Genomic DNA, 14,909 nt, shown 5'->3' on the forward strand with positions numbered 1-14,909 from the left:
GACATACTCCATTCTACCCCTGGACGGCCTAACTATTTACGAGACACGCCACTAGGGTCCGTCACCGGCCGTGACGCTCTGTGGTGGGGGGAGTCTCACCTACGGCGATGATCCTCCGGTGCGAGCTTCGGTCCGTACCGAGTAGGTCGGAACCCGCTGAGTCCGATGAGCCGCACCACCCGCTGGCGGTGCCCGGACCACGGCTCCAGCAGTCGCAGCATACCGGCGTCATCAGTCCGGCGGCCGGTGAGTGCTTCCCCGACGACGTGCGCCAGGTGATAATCACCCACACTCACCAGATCAGCGGCGCCATGAGTGCGCTGCAGCGTCTCTGCCGCCGTCCACGGACCGATCCCCGGCAGCTGCCTGAGCCGGAGGGCAAGATCGGCCACATCCTCAGTGCGTGCCGGCGTGCGTTCCAGCCGTCTCAGCGCTGACCCACGAGAGGCAATCTGGAGCAGGGTGCGTGCCAGAGGAGGCTGTACCCACAGCCGGTGCCACTGCCACGAGGGAATCCCGCGCAGCCCCTTCGGCGTCGGCGGTACACGCATGCCCTCCGGGGCCGGCCCCGGAGGCTGCTCGCCGTAGGTGCGCAGCAGCTGCCGCCAACAGCTGCGTGCCTGGTCATGCGTGACTTTCTGCTCCAGCACCACGGTGACCAGTTGTTCGGTGAGCTGGCCCGCCGCGGGCAGCCGCAGTCCGGGGTGCCGACGGCGGACCCGGCGCAGCGCCGCAGAGATGGGGTCATCGGCCTGGTGCAGCAGGTCATCGAAACTGCTCCAGTCATCGTTCGCGCCTAAGATGCCGGGCGCTTCCCGCAGTGCCTGCTCGGCCGCCTCTGTGCTCTCAGCCCAGGCGCGCACGCGCACGTCGTGGTCGGTGAGCTGATCGCAGCGCAGCGTCACGGCCTGGCGTGCTGTTCCATTGTCATTGTCCTGGCCCCCGGAAGCAGCAGCGCCAGGGTCGGAGGTGAGCCCTGTCGCGGCAGCTCGGCGGCAGATCCACGCCCCCGCACCGGAGGCATCGATGCGCAGAGCAGGATCTCCCCGGCCACGCGGCAGAGGCCCCAGCGTCAGGCCCAGATCCACCGGTGAGTCCAGGGAGACGACGGTCTCAGCGTGGACGGCCGCTGTGCTCCTCGCCGGGCCGTGCTCCGGAGCAGCGGCCGACGGGGCGTGGACCGAGATCGTCATGCCGCCCATCCAACCACCCGGCTCTGACATGCTCCGGCTGCGACGCACCTCCTTCCCCGGTATGAGTGGGGTATGAGTGGGGCGTCAGCCGACCGCGTGCCGGGTGTGAGATTGCGCCGTGCGTCCTCATCGTGGCCCCGGCGGGTGGTGATGTCAGGGCCGCTGGATAGGCTGTAGGCATGCGTTACGCGTCCTCCGTCCTGGATCTCATCGGCCACACGCCTCTGGTCAAGCTCAACCGTGTCACCGAGGGGATCTCCGCCACCGTGCTGGTGAAGCTCGAGTACCTCAATCCGGGCGGCTCCATCAAAGACCGCATCGCGCTGAAGATGCTGGAGGAGGCTGAGCGCAGCGGAGAGCTGCGCCCCGGCGGGACCGTCGTGGAGCCGACCTCCGGCAACACCGGTGTGGGCTTGGCCATGGTCGCCCAGCAGAAGGGCTACCGCTCCGTGTTCGTCACCGTGCCCAAGGTCGCCCGGGAGAAGCGTGACGTCCTGCGGGCCTACGGCGCCGACGTCGTCGTCGGGCCCACGGGCGTCTCACCGGACTCACCGCTGTCCTATTACGGGATCTCGGATCAGCTCGCCGCAGAGATCGCGGGCGGATATAAGCCGGATCAGTTCTCCCATCCGGCAGCGCCGGCCTCGCACTATGAGTCGACCGGCCCGGAGATCTGGGAGGACACGGAAGGGCGGGTGACCCACCTGGTGGTCGGTGCGGGCACCGGGGGAACGGTGACCGGCACGGGCCGCTATCTCAAAGACGTCTCCCGGGACCGGGACGCCGGGCCGGTGGAGATCGTCGTCGCTGATCCGGACGGGTCGATCTACTCCGGAGCTCAGGCGCGGCCCTACTTCGTCGAAGGTGTCGGAGAAGACATCATGGTCGACAACTATGACCCTGAGGTGCCGGACCGCTACGAACGTGTCACCGATGCTGAGTCCTTCGGTATGGCCAGGCGCCTGGCCACAGAGGAGGGGCTGCTGGTCGGGGGTTCCTCCGGCACCGCTGTGGTCGCTGCGCTGCGCGTGGCCGCACGCCTGGGGGAGGACGACGTCGTCGTCGCGGTGCTGCCGGACTCCGGACGCGGATACCTGGGCAAGATCTTCAACGATGAGTGGATGACCGAACACGGCTTCGGTGATGTGCTCGGTGGCACCTCCGGTACCGAGGTGACCGTCTCCAGCACTGAGGAGGTATCCCGGGCGGTGGTGGAAGGGCTGGTCGCCGGGGCCACGCCGTCTGGGGAGTCATGCGCAGATGCTGGGCCGACGGCGGAGAGCCTGTTGACGGCCAAACGGGATCTGCTCGGTGCGGTGCTCCCCGAGGTGGTCTCCATCTCCCGGACCACGACGCTGCGGGAAGCGGTGTCGGTGATGAACCGCTACGGGGTGGACATCGTGCCGGTGATCGATCGGGCCGGGCTCAGCGCCCGGATCGGTGAGGTTCACGGCATCGTCGACCTCACCCGACTCAGCGAATCGCTGATCACCGGTGCCGCCGGGGTGGAGGACCCCGTCTCCGCGCACCTTGACGGTGACCTGCCCCTCGTCGGTGCCACAGAGACCGTTGCCGAGGTGTTGGAGAAGCTGAGGCGCCGCCCCACGCTGCTGGTCACCCGTGCCGGCGAGATCATCGGGGTGCTGACCCGTCATGACCTGCTCGCGCATCTCTCCACGAAGGAGTCCTGAGACAACGATGACTGATCCCACTACTGATCCCACCACCGGTCACACTGCTGACCACGCGACTGGCCACACGGCTTCGGGCCCCACAGCTTCCCCCGCGGGCGCCGCGGGCGCCGAGGCTCCGGGACGCCGCCCGCGGGGCTTCGCCACCGCCGCCGTGCATGCCGGCCAGGAGTTCGACCCCACCACCGGTGCGGTGGTCCCGCCGCTGCACCTGTCCTCCACCTACGCACAGGACGGGATCGGCGGGCTGCGCAACGGTTATGAGTACGGCCGTTCGGCCAACCCGACCCGCACCTCCCTGCAGGTCCAGCTCGCCGCCGCTGAGGGAGGTTCCTACGCCTTCTCCTTCGGATCCGGACTGGCCGCCGAGGACGCCGTGATCCGTGCGGTGATGCGGCCCGGACAGCGGATCGTGATGGGCAATGACGCCTACGGGGGCACGTATCGGCTGATCAGCCGCATCCACGGTGCCTGGGGAATCGAGGCCACCCCGATGGACCTCTCAGACGTAGATCGCGTCGCCGAGGCGATGAGCGCCCCGGAGGCCGCAGTGCTGTGGGTGGAGACCCCGTCGAACCCGCTGATGGCGATCACGGACATCGAGGCGCTGGCGAAGATCGCCCGCAGCACTGACGCACTGCTGGTGGTCGACAACACGTTCGCCACCCCGTATCTGCAGCAGCCCTTGGCGCTGGGTGCGGACGTGGTGGTGCATTCGACGACGAAGTACATCGGTGGGCACTCCGACGTCGTCGGCGGGGCGGCCATCGTCGATGACGCTGACCTGGCAGAGAAGATCGGGTTCCAGCAGTTCGCCGTCGGCGCGATCTCCGGCCCGTTGGATGCCTATCTGGCCACCCGCGGATTGAAGACCCTGGCGGTGCGGATGGATCGGCACTGCCGCAACGCCGAGGCGATCGCCGCGCATCTGGTCGATCATCCGGCTGTGGAGCGGGTCCTGTACCCCGGGCTTGCCGATCACCCGGGCCACGAGCTCGCCAAGCGGCAGATGAGCGGCTTCGGCGGCATGGTCTCGGTCCAGCTGGCCGGGGGAGAACCTGCCGCCCGGAAGGTGGCAGAGGGGACTAAGCTCTTCCAGCTTGCGGAGTCGCTCGGCGGCATCGAGTCGCTGATGAACTTCCCGCATGAGATGACCCACGCCTCCGTGCAGGGCACGGAGCTCGCCGTCCCGGAGAATCTGCTGCGCCTGTCCGTGGGGATCGAGGATGTCCGCGACCTCATCGATGACATCGACGACGCACTCGCCGGCCTCTGAGCACCGAGGAGCGGACCATGTCTGAGACCACCGCGCAGGGTATCCCACACGGCACGGTGCAGGCCGCTGAGACCTCCTCGGCCTGCCACCTCTCCGCGGCGCAGCGGTGGGGCCTCCGCGGCCGCGTGGAGGCGGTCTGCCTCGTGCACCAGCTGGTGGATGACTCCGCGGGCACCGTGGGGGTCACCGCCATTGATAAGCGTCCGGTGGACGGGCCGGTGAAGGTCCGCCGACTGGGATTGCACGGGGACATCCAGGCTGACCGGGAGCATCACGGTGGCGAGGACAAGGCCGTCTATGTCTATGCCGAGGAGGACGCTCAGTGGTGGTCCGAACAGCTCGGCACCCCGATCCCCGCGGGGCGATTCGGTGAGAACCTGCGTCTGACGGGTGTCGATGTCAGCGGTGCTGTGCCGGGGGAGCGGTGGAGGATCGGGGAGCGGCTGGTGCTGGAGGTGACCCGTCCGCGGATCCCGTGCGCGACCTTCGGCCGTTGGATGAACCAGGACCGCTGGGTCCGCTGGTTCCTCGAGGCGGGCAGACCCGGGGCGTATCTGAAGGTCATCACCCCGGGGCCGGTAGCACCGGCCGACGAGGTCGAGATCGTCTCCGTGGCCGAGGTCGCCGGGCCTTCCGTCGGGGAGATCGCGGCCTCTACTCTGCGGTGAGGGCGGCTGCCGAGCCGACTTGCCGAGCCCTTGTCTGTGCCTGAACCGGTGGCCCGCCTTAGTGATGCGTGTCTCTAACAGCATGAATCGCCGTGCGCATGATGAATTGATGCCGTAGACTGATCGGGCATCCTCCGGATGATCCCGACTTCTCCTGCTAACTCCAGGTGATCGCGGGTGCTCGTCGCCGAGTATCCGCACTCCCTGTCGAGGCGTGTTGTGTGTCCCTTCGGGTCGACTCCGGAATCAGACAGCGACCGAGAGTCCCCCGTACCGTCCGCGACGCCCCAGCGTGCGGACTCCGCCCAGCCCAGAGCCGGAGCACCCTGCCCTGTCCATGTCCGCGCCGATCATTCGGCGTGATCGGACTGCGGTGGTTGACGCACCGGTGCATAGGGCGGAGGGGGACTCGCCAGGTCGCGTGAGACGACTGAAGGAGTCTTCTTATGACCACGCCCACTGACGCTGAGCTTTCTGAGACCTCGGCCCCGCAGGCCGAGACGGCGGAGGCCCAGCAGGACCAGGGTCCTCGCTTCACTGATCTGGACCTCGACCCCCGAATTCTCGCCGTCGTCGAGCGGCTCGGCTATGAGACCCCGTCACCGATCCAGGCGCAGACCATTCCGCTGCTCTCCGACGGGCGTGACGTCGTGGGTCTGGCTCAGACGGGGACGGGGAAGACGGCGGCGTTCGCCCTGCCGGCTCTGACCCACTTGGCCCGTACCGTCGAAGCCGGGGAACTCGGTACCGCCCCGCAGACTCTGGTGCTGGCCCCGACCCGTGAGCTGGCGCTGCAGGTCGCCGAGGCGTTCACCACCTACGCCGCTGAGATCGAGGGTCTGTCCGTGCTGCCCATCTACGGTGGGGCTCCCTACGGGCCCCAGCTGGCGGGTCTGCGCCGGGGCGCTCACGTGGTCGTCGGAACTCCGGGGCGTGTGATCGACCACCTTTCCCGCGGCTCGTTGGACCTCTCAGAGATCCGTCATCTGGTGCTCGACGAGGCCGATGAGATGCTGCGCATGGGCTTCGCTGAAGAGGTGGACCAGATCCTCCAGCAGACGCCGGACCGCAAGCAGGTGGCCCTGTTCTCGGCGACGATGCCTCAGGCGATCCGCCGGATCTCGGCGCAGTACCTGAACGAGCCGGTGGAGGTCTCGGTCAAGGCGAAGACGACCACCTCCTCGACGATCCGTCAGCGCTGCGTGCAGGTCCGTCACTCCTCGAAGCTCGAGGCGCTGACCCGCATCATGGAGACTGAGGCGCACGATGCCGCCATCGTCTTCGTGCGGACCCGTGCTGCCACTGAGGAGGTGGCCAACCGGCTCTCGGCGCGTGGATTCCGCGCGGCCGCCATCAACGGTGACATCCCGCAGAACCTGCGTGAGAAGACGGTGGAGAACCTGCGTGAGGGTCGGGTGGATGTGCTGGTGGCCACTGATGTGGCCGCCCGTGGGCTGGACGTGGAGCGGATCAGCCACGTGTTCAACTACGACATTCCGGTGGATACCGAGTCCTATGTGCACCGGATCGGCCGTACCGGCCGCGCCGGGCGTTCGGGTGAGGCGGTGCTGTTCGTCACGCCCCGGGAGAAGCGGCTGCTGCGCGCGATCGAGAAGGCGACGCGGCAGAAGGTCGAGCAGATGCCGATGCCGACGGTCTCCGACGTCAACGCTTCGCGGATGCAGCGCTTCTCGGAGCGGATCACCCAGACTCTGGCCTCGGAGGATTTGGAGGACTACCGCGATCTGGTGTCTTCCTACGTCAGCGAGCACGACGTCCCCGCCGAGGAGGTCGCCGCCGCTCTGGTGTCGATGACCCAGGACGGCCGTCCGCTGCTGCTCGATGATTCCGGCCCCGATGAGCTCGTCCGGCAGGCTGAACGGTCTCTGGAGGAGGAGCGCGGGGAGCGCCGCGGCGGTTCTGAGGGACGTTCCGGTGGGCGCGGTCGCTTCGGTGAGCGCGGCGGTTCCTCGCCGGTGCGTGAACCCGGTGAGGGCAATGCGATGTACAAGATCGCCTTGGGTCGCCGTGACCGGGTGAACCCCGGGCACATCGTCGGAGCGATCGCGAACGAGGCGGGGCTCAACTCTCGGCAGATCGGCAGTATCGACATCCGCAATACGCATTCGCTGGTGGAGCTGCCTGAGCACCTGAGCCAGGATCAGTGGGAGGCGCTGTCGAAGACCCGCATCGGCGGCGAGCTCATCCGTCTGGAGCGTGACACCGGCCCGCACGGCACCGGCGAGGGGCACCGTTCCCGCGGTGGTCGAGGAGACCGGGATGACCGTGGCGGTCGTGGTGAGCGCCCTCGTGGGCACCGCAAGGGTGGTCCGCGTGAGGGGTCACGTCAGGGCGGAAAGTACGACGGTGGCAAAGGCCGTGGGCCGCGTCGCGGGTCGGACCGTTTCGGGCGCTGAGAACAGGGCGTACGGCGTGATGGCGAGCGTGATCGAGGTCTCTGAAGGCTGATTTCTCAGCCTGTGGAGGCGGCTGGTAGAGTATCTGCTCGTTGCCCCAATAGCTCAGTGGTAGAGCGTCATCTTGGTAAGGTGAAGGTCCCGGGATCGATTCCCGGTTGGGGCTCTGAATGAGGGCCCGCGCAGCGCAGAGCATCTGATGGTGATGCCCCTGCACGGCGCGGGCGTTCCTCGTTCTGGGGCGGTGTAGCTCAGCTGGTTAGAGCGCACGACTCATAATCGTGAGGTCGCGGGATCGAGCCCCGCCACCGCTACAAGCAGAAATAGCACGCAAAGACCCCCGGATTGTTCGGCCCGGGGCTCTTTGCGTATCTCACGCCGCCGGTCTGGCGTCCTGCGTCAGGTCACTGTGAGGCGATGGGCGAGGTCCGGCCACTCGATGGTGATGGAGCGCCTTTCATGGGCATCAACTGCTTTGGCACTGAAGTAGTCAACGAGAACGATGCCGTGGGGAGAGAGCTTGACAATCGTCAGGTTCTCCACTGCGGTATCTGTGTCTGCGTCGAGGGTCCACCTCTCAGCAAGCTCGGAGATGCCGTGCTCGATCAGTCGGTCCTCGCCGTCGATGTAGTCGCAAGGTTCACCAAGCGTATGGCCGAGCAGTGTGCGCGGCTGGACGCTGCTGTAGTCCTCAGTCAGTGGCTCAAGATGCCCGACTCGTTCCCTGTCCTCCCGGGTGACGGCTGCCCATCCATCAGTGATGTTCATATCGCGCAGTCTACTGAGCGGGCCCTGTCCTGCGTGCATGTCCATACCCTTGGCTCCTACCCCACCCATCGAGGGAGAGAAAGTTGCTGCGACTCGCCGAAAATCCTGACCAGGTTCTCTCCCTCGATGGAGGGGTCGCCTGAACCGACCATCGAGGGAGAGAAAATTGCCACGACACCCCGGGCCTCCTTGATCACCATCCGCTCCATCCTGGGCCTGCTGATCTGGATAGCCGGACTCGTGCTCTTTCTCAGCCTGGCCGCACGTCGGCTCCACGACGCCGGGATGAGCTCGGCCGGGATCCTCGTCGGTCTCATCCCGGTTCTCGGGTGGATCGGTCTGCTCATCATGCTCCTGCTGCCGTCACGTCCGCATATGCGCTGCTTCGAATGGGATGACATCCGCGGCGACTGATCCCCTCCGGGACGGTTCCCCGCCGTGTGAACCGCCGCTCTGCGCAGCACCTGGGGTACCGTGGTGATCCCACCCGGGTCCCGCGCTGAGCTGGTCCAGCACCCGGCACCGAGCCCCCAGCCACCACGAACAGGAACTGTCTGTCATGAGCACTCCGCCGCTCGATCCGTGGTCCCGCGGCTCGACGGCCTACCGCGTCACAGTGCTGCTTGCTTTTGGGCTCACCTTCCTCGGTGTGATCATGGTCGTCATCCACCTCGCCGGCGGCGGAAGCTCAGTGCCTGCAGTGCCCATCGCTGTTCTCGGTGCTGGCCTGCTGCTCCATCTGATCGGCACAGGGATCCGGATGCGGGACGCGAAGCGGAACCTCCAGAATCGGAAAGGCAGTGCATCGTGAGCATCTCCACCGCGCGGGAAGGTCACCAGTACCCGCCCACCGCGCCCTACCACGTCAGCCGCGAGGCGATCCGTGAGTTCGCCACCGCGGTGAAGTCCCCGCACCGTGTTCACCACGACGTCGCCGCCGCCCGCGAACTGGGCCACGGTGATCTGGTCGCTCCACCGACGTTTGCCGTGCGCATCGCTCAGCGGGCCGAGGCGGCCATCGTCGAGGACCCTGAGGTCGGGATCGACTTCTCGCGAGTGGTGCACGCCGATGAACGGTTCACCCACCACAGCCCGATCCTCGCCGGTGACGTCCTCATCGCCACGGCGACTCTGGACCGCGTCCGCGTCATGGGCGCCGGCGCGATGGTCTCCACCCGGGTCGAGGTCACCACCGAGGGCGGGGCGGCGCGCAGCACCGTGCTGTCTTCTCTGCTGGTGCGTGCTGAAGATGAGGATGAGGACGACGCCGACGATCAGGCCGGCAGCTCAGCTGAGCAGCCTGAGCAGAAGGACGAGACCGAGGGGGCCCAGTCATGAGCGTCGACATCACTGCACTGGAGAAGGGCCAGGGGATCGGCGCCCGGGAGATCGCCCTCTCACGCGCGGACCTGATCCGTTACGCCGCTGCCTCCGGGGATCACAACCCCATCCACTGGAACGAACGTTTTGCCCGGGAAGTCGGCCTGGACGGGGTGATCGCCCACGGGATGCTGACCATGGGACTTGCCGTGGATCTGGTCACCGAATGGGCTGGCGACCCCGGCGCCGTCGTGGACTATCAGGCCCGGTTCACCCGTCCCGTGCCGGTGCCGGACCCGGAGGAAGGCAGCCCGGAGACCCCTACGGCCACGGTGGCGGTCACCGGGAAGGTCGGCGCTGTCGACGCCGAGGCCGGAACAGTTCGGATCGACCTCACAGTGGCCGTGGGGGAGACGAAGGTCCTGGCGAAATCCCAGGCGGTCGTCCGCCTCTGACGCCGCGTCGGCAGGTGCCGGATCCCCGGCCCCGCCCGGCGTATACTCTCCTCACGGACTGCGCCCCGCACGCATGTCACCTGCACGGACCCGGCCGCGCGGATTCCCGGCGGCATAGGTCTGGGCAGAGGCAGACGGGACCGGACACAGCTCCGGCCCGTGCTGAGGCGGGCGCGTGCCGTGCGGCTGCCGCACCGAGCCGTCGCAGCACTCCACCACGGATGAGGGGAAATCCCATGAAGCTACACGCTGACGCCGATGAGCGCGTCATCACCCCCTGGGCCAAGGCCCTCGGCATCGCCTCGATCGGCGCGCTGGCGCTGACCGCCTGCGGCGGGGACGGGGAGGATTCGGATCAGCCGGGCGAGGGAGAGGCCGAGGCGGAAGCGCAGGTCGAAGCTGACCTCGACGTCGACATCGACTCGGAGAGCCTCGAACTCATCACCGAGGGCACTCTGCAGGTCTGTTCCGATGTGCCCTACCCGCCTTTCGAGTATTTCGACGAGGACGGCGACGTCGTCGGCTTCGACGTCGACATCGCCCAGGGCATCGCCGATGTGCTCGGAGTGGAGCTGGAGGTGGTGCAGACCGGGTTCGAGGGCATCCAGTCCGGTGTGGCGCTGAACTCCGAGTCCTGCGACCTGGCGATCTCCGGGATGACCATCACCGAGGAGCGGGCGGGCAACATGCTCTTCTCCGAGCCTTACCTCGACGACAACCTGGCTCTGATGTCCCCGGTGGACAGCGAGATCAGCGGACTCGACGATCTCGACGGAGTGACCGTCGGCGTCCAGGCTGACACCACCGGTGATGAATACGCCACCTCCGAGGGCTTCGAGACCCGCGAGTACCCGGACTCGGGCCTGCTGCTGCAGGGGCTGGAATCCGGTCAGGTGGATGCCGCCATCGGCAATATCTCGATTCTGGGTTACCAGGCCGGGGAGAACGAGGACTTCGGCTTCGACGAGGAGATCGACACCGGCGAACAGCTCGGCATCGCCGCGCAGTCGGATAACCAGGATCTCATCGACGCAGTCGACGAGATCCTCGCGGAGATGGACGCCAGCGGTTATATGGACGACATCGAAGAGCAGTGGTTCGGCGACGGCGAGACTCCGGATGAAGGCGAGGATGAAGGCGACGACTCCGGTGACGAGGACGGCGACAACGACGCCGATGACGAGGACGACGCTGCTGAAGACTCCGACGAGGACGAAGGCGACAGCTGATCCCGATGGCCATGACGACCCGTGACCGTGCGCGGCTGAGCCTGGGGATCCAGGCCGGAATCTTCCTGGCCGTGGTGATCGCGCTCGCCGTGATCATCGACTGGGGCTCGATCGGGGAGAACTTCTTCGACATCGCCGCCGTGGCGCCGATGTTCCCGGAGATCCTCACCGTCGGGCTGGTCAACACCGTCCAGTACACTGCCGTCGGCTTCGTCCTCGGGCTGGTTGGCGGCATGGTGCTGGCGCTGATGAAGCTGTCGAGCTTCCCGGTCTACCGCTGGTTGGCGACTGCCTATATCGAGTTCTTCCGCGGTATTCCGGCGATCCTGGTGTTCCTCGCGCTCGGTTTCGGTGTCGCCATCGCCTTCGGGTGGAACCTCACCTCCCTGCAGATCGCCGGCTCGGCCTTGGGCCTGGTGGCCAGCGCCTATATCGCAGAGACGCTGCGCGCCGGGCTGCAGGCGGTGCCGAAGGGGCAGATGGAGGCGGCACGGGCGCTCGGGATGCCGGCCTGGCGGGCGATGCTCACCATCCAGATCCCGCAGGCGCTGCGCATCGTGATGCCGCCGCTGACCAATGAGGCGATCCTGCTGACCAAGGATTCCTCACTGATCTTCGTGGTCGGGCTGACTGCCGGTGCCGGGGAGCTCACCAAATTCGGCCGGGATGGGATCAATATGTACCAGGCAGGGCTGACCCCTCTGGTGGCCGCCGGTGCCTGCTACCTGATTATCACTGTTCCGCTGTCCCTGCTGGCTCGCCGCATGGAGCGGCGCACCTCGGTGAAGAAGTGAGTGCCTGACGTGATTGAGACTCCACAGAATCCCGACCGCGCCCCTGCCGGGGTGGTGATCGACGGCCTCCACAAGGCCTACGGCGAGAACGAGGTGCTCAAGGGCATCGATATGCGCGTCGAACCTGGCGAGGTCGTCTGCCTGATCGGCGCCTCCGGTTCGGGGAAGTCCACCCTGCTGCGCTGCGTGAACCGCCTGGAGGATCCGAACCGGGGAATGATCACCGTCGGCGGGCATGAGGCCACCCACCCGGACGTGAACCTCGATGCCATGCGCCGGGAGATCGGCATGGTCTTCCAGCAGTTCAACCTCTTCCCGCATCTCAGCATGCTGGAGAACTGCACGATCACTCCGCGGCGGGTGCTCAAGCAGTCCCGCTCAGCGGCGGAACAGGAGGCGATGGCCCAGCTGAAGCGCGTCGGTCTGGAGGAGTTCGCCCAGCGACGTCCGGAGCAGCTCTCGGGCGGGCAGCAGCAGCGGGTGGCCATCGCCCGGGCGCTGACCATGCGGCCGAAGCTGATGCTCTTCGACGAGCCCACCTCGGCGCTCGATCCCGAAACGGTCGGCGATGTCCTGGCCATCATGCGGGATCTCGCCCAGGGCGGGATGACCATGCTCGTGGTCACCCATGAGATGGGCTTCGCCCGTGAGGTCGCCGATCGGGTGGTGTTCATGGACCGCGGCCGGGTGGTCGAGGAGGGCCCTGCCGCCCAGGTGATCTCTGAGCCGCAGCAGCCGCGCACCCAGGACTTCCTGCGCCGGGTGCTCAACCCCACGCACGTCGATCTGGAGGACTGATGCCCCGATTCTCTGACCACACCACGGCACGTGTCGGCGGGTCAGCGGGGGAGTGGATCGTCGCTGAGACCGAGTCCCGGGCCATTGAGGTGCTGAGACAGCACCCGCTGCCCACCCCGGAGCAGCGCGCGGCCGGTGCGGATACTCTGCTGGTGCTCGGCGGCGGGTCCAATCTGCTGGTCTCTGACGCGGGTTTCCCGGGCACAGTGCTGCAGCTGGCCTTCGGGGGAATCACCGAGGAACCGGCCGATGAGGCCTCCGGGGATGTGGTGGTCACGGTGGCCGCCGGCCATGGCTGGGATCAGGTGGTGGCCTGGTCAGTGGAACGGCGGTACGCCGGGCTGGAGGCGTTGTCCGGCATCCCCGGTGCAGCCGGTGCGACGCCGGTGCAGAACGTCGGAGCCTACGGGGCGGATGTGTCTCAGACGCTGGTCGATGTGCGGGTCTGGGACCGAGCCGCTGGGCGGATCGTCGTCTTCAGCGCGGATGACCTGGACTTCGGTTATCGGGATTCTGTCCTCAAACGCACCACGATCAACGGCTCGCCGCACTATGTGGTGCTCTCGGTACGGTTTCGTCTGGAACACCGGGGTGAATCGACGCCGTCGTCTCCGGTGCGTTATGCCGAACTTGCCCGCTCTCTGGGCTTGGACATCGACGCCGCCCTGGACCAGCGGCGCGCGCCGCTGCAGGATGTGCGGGATAAGGTGCTGGCCCTGCGCGCGGGCAAAGGGATGGTGCTCGACGCCGAGGACCATGACACCTGGTCCACCGGCTCGTTCTTCACCAACCCGATCCTGCCTGCCGAGAACCTGCCGGAGCTGCCCGAGGGTGCACCGCGCTTCGCTGCGGGGACCGATTCCGACGGTACACCGCTGGTGAAGCTCTCGGCCGCCTGGCTGATCGACCGTTCCGGGTGCGCGAAGGGCTTCGGCGCCGAGCTCACCGGCGGCCGCGCCAGCCTGTCCACGAAGCACACGCTGGCGCTGACCAACCGTGGCGAGGCCACCACTGAGGACCTGCTCACTGTGGCTCGGGCGGTCCGAGACGCGGTGGTCGACCGCTTCGGCGTCGAACTGCACCCTGAGCCGGTGCTCATCGGCACCTCCCTCTGAGGCTGGGGCGAGGCCTCGCAGATCGGCGTCCATATTTCAGTCATGAAACCCGGCATCCGGGGCCTGGAAACCTCCTGCGGTGACTGAAAAGCGGACATCGATCGCGGGCGGGGCGGATCATGGGCGCCACCCGTTGCGCAGCAGCGCTCGGCGGATCTTATCGATCCCCGGCGCCCACCCGTCGAGCATATGCCGTCGGGTCAGACGTACTTCGACCCACCTCAGCAGTTCCGTCAGCTCTGCCCGCTCCACGTCCGATTCGACCTGCCGAGGGTCCGAGTGGTGCGCACCTTCGTATTGGACCGCGACTCGCCACTGGCGGAACGACAGGTCAGGCTGCAGCAGGGGACGATCATCGGCGTCGCGGATCCATTCATTGACTTCCGGCTCGGGAAGCCCGGCGCGTCCTATGGCGAGGCGAAGGTGGGTCTCTGCCGGGGAGTCGGCCCCGATGCGGCTGAGCGCCAACGCCTGACGGGCGCGGGCCACACCGCGCCCGGGACTGCGTTCCTCCACCGCAGCGGCCAACTGTTCCAGGGAGCTGAGCGGCTCACTGCGTGATTCGAACCGCGGGCGGGGGATACGGATCAGCTGGTCGGCCAGGGCCACCAGCTCATCGAGAGGCAGCAAGGGTGCCATGTCCGCCCATGTCCTGGCGTGATCGGTGACGAGGATTCCGTGGCGGCGGATCAGTCTCTCCTGGGCGATATGCGATCTGTGCCCGAGGAGGATGTCTCGGCGTCGCATCGCCTGGCGCCCGTCGATCGTGGTCACCTCGAGCGGCAGGGTGAGTTCCGGTGAGCCTGGAGACACGTTCAGCAGACGCGCCGACTCGGAGCTCAGCGGCAGCTGGAGCAGTTCAGCAGCTGTACGGTGCGATGCGGCGTGAGAGGCGTCAGCGGTGACCGCTTCGAGGATGCCCAGCGCACGACTGGAGGTGGTGAGGCCCTCGATTGTTCCCGGTGCATAGATTCCCCTGGTCAGTCGGGTGGCCTCGCCTCGGCGTACGGATCGCCGCAGGTCCGCATCCCCGAGACCTGCCTGGAGTAGCTCCGGCCGACGATGCGCGCTGCTGTAGGGGGATGGTGACATAGCTCCATCCCAGCTGAATCAGCGTATCGCTGCAGAAAATCTCCACAGGCGTGAGATCGGCGTCCCCTTTGCAGTCACTCGCGGGGCCAGGAG

Annotated in this window: 14 protein-coding genes, 2 tRNA genes and 1 pseudogene; 14 read left to right on the top strand and 3 right to left on the bottom strand. The window is 67.2% G+C overall.

Annotated features, from left to right (window positions below; all coding sequences use genetic code 11):
- Window positions 1-95: 95 nt before the first annotated feature.
- Entirely contained in the window at window positions 96-1,193 is a 1,098-nt protein-coding gene (locus tag RIL96_RS09335) for a DNA-3-methyladenine glycosylase family protein (protein ID WP_310548753.1), read from the bottom strand.
- Window positions 1,194-1,372: 179 nt separating this feature from the next.
- On the opposite strand from RIL96_RS09335, the gene RIL96_RS09340 reads away from it, so the two are divergent.
- The 6 genes from RIL96_RS09340 (at window position 1,373) to RIL96_RS09365 (ending at window position 7,559) form a co-directional block, all read left to right on the top strand.
- The gene (locus RIL96_RS09340) at window positions 1,373-2,884 is read left to right on the top strand and encodes a pyridoxal-phosphate dependent enzyme (RefSeq protein ID WP_310548754.1); all 1,512 of its coding nucleotides are present in this window, start codon (window positions 1,373-1,375) and stop codon (window positions 2,882-2,884) included.
- 7 nt (window positions 2,885-2,891) lie between these two features.
- A complete protein-coding gene (locus tag RIL96_RS09345; protein ID WP_310548755.1) occupies window positions 2,892-4,160 on the top strand; it encodes a cystathionine gamma-synthase in 1,269 nt (422 codons plus the stop codon).
- A gap of 17 nt (window positions 4,161-4,177) precedes the next feature.
- Entirely contained in the window at window positions 4,178-4,828 is a 651-nt protein-coding gene (locus RIL96_RS09350) for an MOSC domain-containing protein (protein ID WP_310548756.1), read from the top strand.
- A gap of 446 nt (window positions 4,829-5,274) precedes the next feature.
- Entirely contained in the window at window positions 5,275-7,245 is a 1,971-nt protein-coding gene (locus RIL96_RS09355) for a DEAD/DEAH box helicase (RefSeq protein ID WP_310548757.1), read from the top strand.
- Window positions 7,246-7,339: 94 nt separating this feature from the next.
- Window positions 7,340-7,411: transfer RNA gene (locus RIL96_RS09360), tRNA-Thr, on the top strand.
- Between the two features lie 74 nt (window positions 7,412-7,485).
- Window positions 7,486-7,559, top strand: a tRNA-Met gene (locus tag RIL96_RS09365).
- 85 nt (window positions 7,560-7,644) lie between these two features.
- Here the strand turns inward: RIL96_RS09365 and RIL96_RS09370 are convergent.
- A complete protein-coding gene (locus RIL96_RS09370; protein WP_310548758.1) occupies window positions 7,645-8,013 on the bottom strand; it encodes a hypothetical protein in 369 nt (122 codons plus the stop codon).
- 126 nt (window positions 8,014-8,139) lie between these two features.
- Between RIL96_RS09370 and RIL96_RS09375 the strand changes: the two genes are divergently transcribed.
- The 8 genes and pseudogenes from RIL96_RS09375 (at window position 8,140) to RIL96_RS09410 (ending at window position 13,724) form a co-directional block, all read left to right on the top strand.
- Complete coding sequence (locus tag RIL96_RS09375) at window positions 8,140-8,427, top strand: DUF805 domain-containing protein (RefSeq protein ID WP_310548759.1); 288 nt, start codon at window positions 8,140-8,142, stop codon at window positions 8,425-8,427.
- Between the two features lie 145 nt (window positions 8,428-8,572).
- A complete protein-coding gene (locus RIL96_RS09380) occupies window positions 8,573-8,824 on the top strand; it encodes a hypothetical protein (protein ID WP_310548760.1) in 252 nt (83 codons plus the stop codon).
- A pseudogene (locus tag RIL96_RS09385) lies at window positions 8,821-9,267 on the top strand (FAS1-like dehydratase domain-containing protein); the annotation flags it as partial. The gene RIL96_RS09380 and the pseudogene RIL96_RS09385, both read left to right, overlap by 4 nt.
- Window positions 9,268-9,347: 80 nt before the next feature.
- Entirely contained in the window at window positions 9,348-9,788 is a 441-nt protein-coding gene (locus RIL96_RS09390; protein WP_310548761.1) for a MaoC family dehydratase, read from the top strand.
- Window positions 9,789-10,024: 236 nt separating this feature from the next.
- A complete protein-coding gene (locus RIL96_RS09395; protein ID WP_310548762.1) occupies window positions 10,025-11,017 on the top strand; it encodes an ABC transporter substrate-binding protein in 993 nt (330 codons plus the stop codon).
- A 5-nt stretch (window positions 11,018-11,022) separates the two neighbouring features.
- Complete coding sequence (locus RIL96_RS09400; RefSeq protein WP_310548763.1) at window positions 11,023-11,811, top strand: amino acid ABC transporter permease; 789 nt, start codon at window positions 11,023-11,025, stop codon at window positions 11,809-11,811.
- Window positions 11,812-11,820: 9 nt separating this feature from the next.
- Window positions 11,821-12,609: an amino acid ABC transporter ATP-binding protein gene (locus RIL96_RS09405; protein WP_310548764.1), complete on the top strand. Its 789-nt coding sequence runs from the start codon at window positions 11,821-11,823 to the stop codon at window positions 12,607-12,609.
- Window positions 12,609-13,724: a UDP-N-acetylmuramate dehydrogenase gene (locus RIL96_RS09410; RefSeq protein ID WP_310548765.1), complete on the top strand. Its 1,116-nt coding sequence runs from the start codon at window positions 12,609-12,611 to the stop codon at window positions 13,722-13,724. The genes RIL96_RS09405 and RIL96_RS09410 overlap by 1 nt, the downstream gene beginning before the upstream one ends.
- Window positions 13,725-13,841: 117 nt before the next feature.
- Here RIL96_RS09410 and RIL96_RS09415 read toward each other — a convergent pair whose 3' ends face one another.
- Entirely contained in the window at window positions 13,842-14,816 is a 975-nt protein-coding gene (locus RIL96_RS09415) for a putative endonuclease domain-containing protein (protein WP_310548766.1), read from the bottom strand.
- Window positions 14,817-14,909: the final 93 nt, after the last annotated feature.

The organism is Nesterenkonia aerolata, from assembly GCF_031470965.1.
GTDB lineage: Bacteria > Actinomycetota > Actinomycetes > Actinomycetales > Micrococcaceae > Nesterenkonia > Nesterenkonia aerolata.

What these genes read in the sequence shown, in the direction of transcription:
- RIL96_RS09335 (WP_310548753.1), bottom strand. Translation starts at nt 1,193, where the DNA reads ATGACGATCTCGGTCCACGCCCCGTCGGCCGCTGCTCCGGAGCACGGC.
- RIL96_RS09340 (WP_310548754.1), top strand. Translation starts at nt 1,373, where the DNA reads ATGCGTTACGCGTCCTCCGTCCTGGATCTCATCGGCCACACGCCTCTG.
- RIL96_RS09345 (WP_310548755.1), top strand. Translation starts at nt 2,892, where the DNA reads ATGACTGATCCCACTACTGATCCCACCACCGGTCACACTGCTGACCAC.
- RIL96_RS09350 (WP_310548756.1), top strand. Translation starts at nt 4,178, where the DNA reads ATGTCTGAGACCACCGCGCAGGGTATCCCACACGGCACGGTGCAGGCC.
- RIL96_RS09355 (WP_310548757.1), top strand. Translation starts at nt 5,275, where the DNA reads ATGACCACGCCCACTGACGCTGAGCTTTCTGAGACCTCGGCCCCGCAG.
- RIL96_RS09370 (WP_310548758.1), bottom strand. Translation starts at nt 8,013, where the DNA reads ATGAACATCACTGATGGATGGGCAGCCGTCACCCGGGAGGACAGGGAA.
- RIL96_RS09375 (WP_310548759.1), top strand. Translation starts at nt 8,140, where the DNA reads ATGGAGGGGTCGCCTGAACCGACCATCGAGGGAGAGAAAATTGCCACG.
- RIL96_RS09380 (WP_310548760.1), top strand. Translation starts at nt 8,573, where the DNA reads ATGAGCACTCCGCCGCTCGATCCGTGGTCCCGCGGCTCGACGGCCTAC.
- RIL96_RS09390 (WP_310548761.1), top strand. Translation starts at nt 9,348, where the DNA reads ATGAGCGTCGACATCACTGCACTGGAGAAGGGCCAGGGGATCGGCGCC.
- RIL96_RS09395 (WP_310548762.1), top strand. Translation starts at nt 10,025, where the DNA reads ATGAAGCTACACGCTGACGCCGATGAGCGCGTCATCACCCCCTGGGCC.
- RIL96_RS09400 (WP_310548763.1), top strand. Translation starts at nt 11,023, where the DNA reads ATGGCCATGACGACCCGTGACCGTGCGCGGCTGAGCCTGGGGATCCAG.
- RIL96_RS09410 (WP_310548765.1), top strand. Translation starts at nt 12,609, where the DNA reads ATGCCCCGATTCTCTGACCACACCACGGCACGTGTCGGCGGGTCAGCG.
- RIL96_RS09415 (WP_310548766.1), bottom strand. Translation starts at nt 14,816, where the DNA reads ATGTCACCATCCCCCTACAGCAGCGCGCATCGTCGGCCGGAGCTACTC.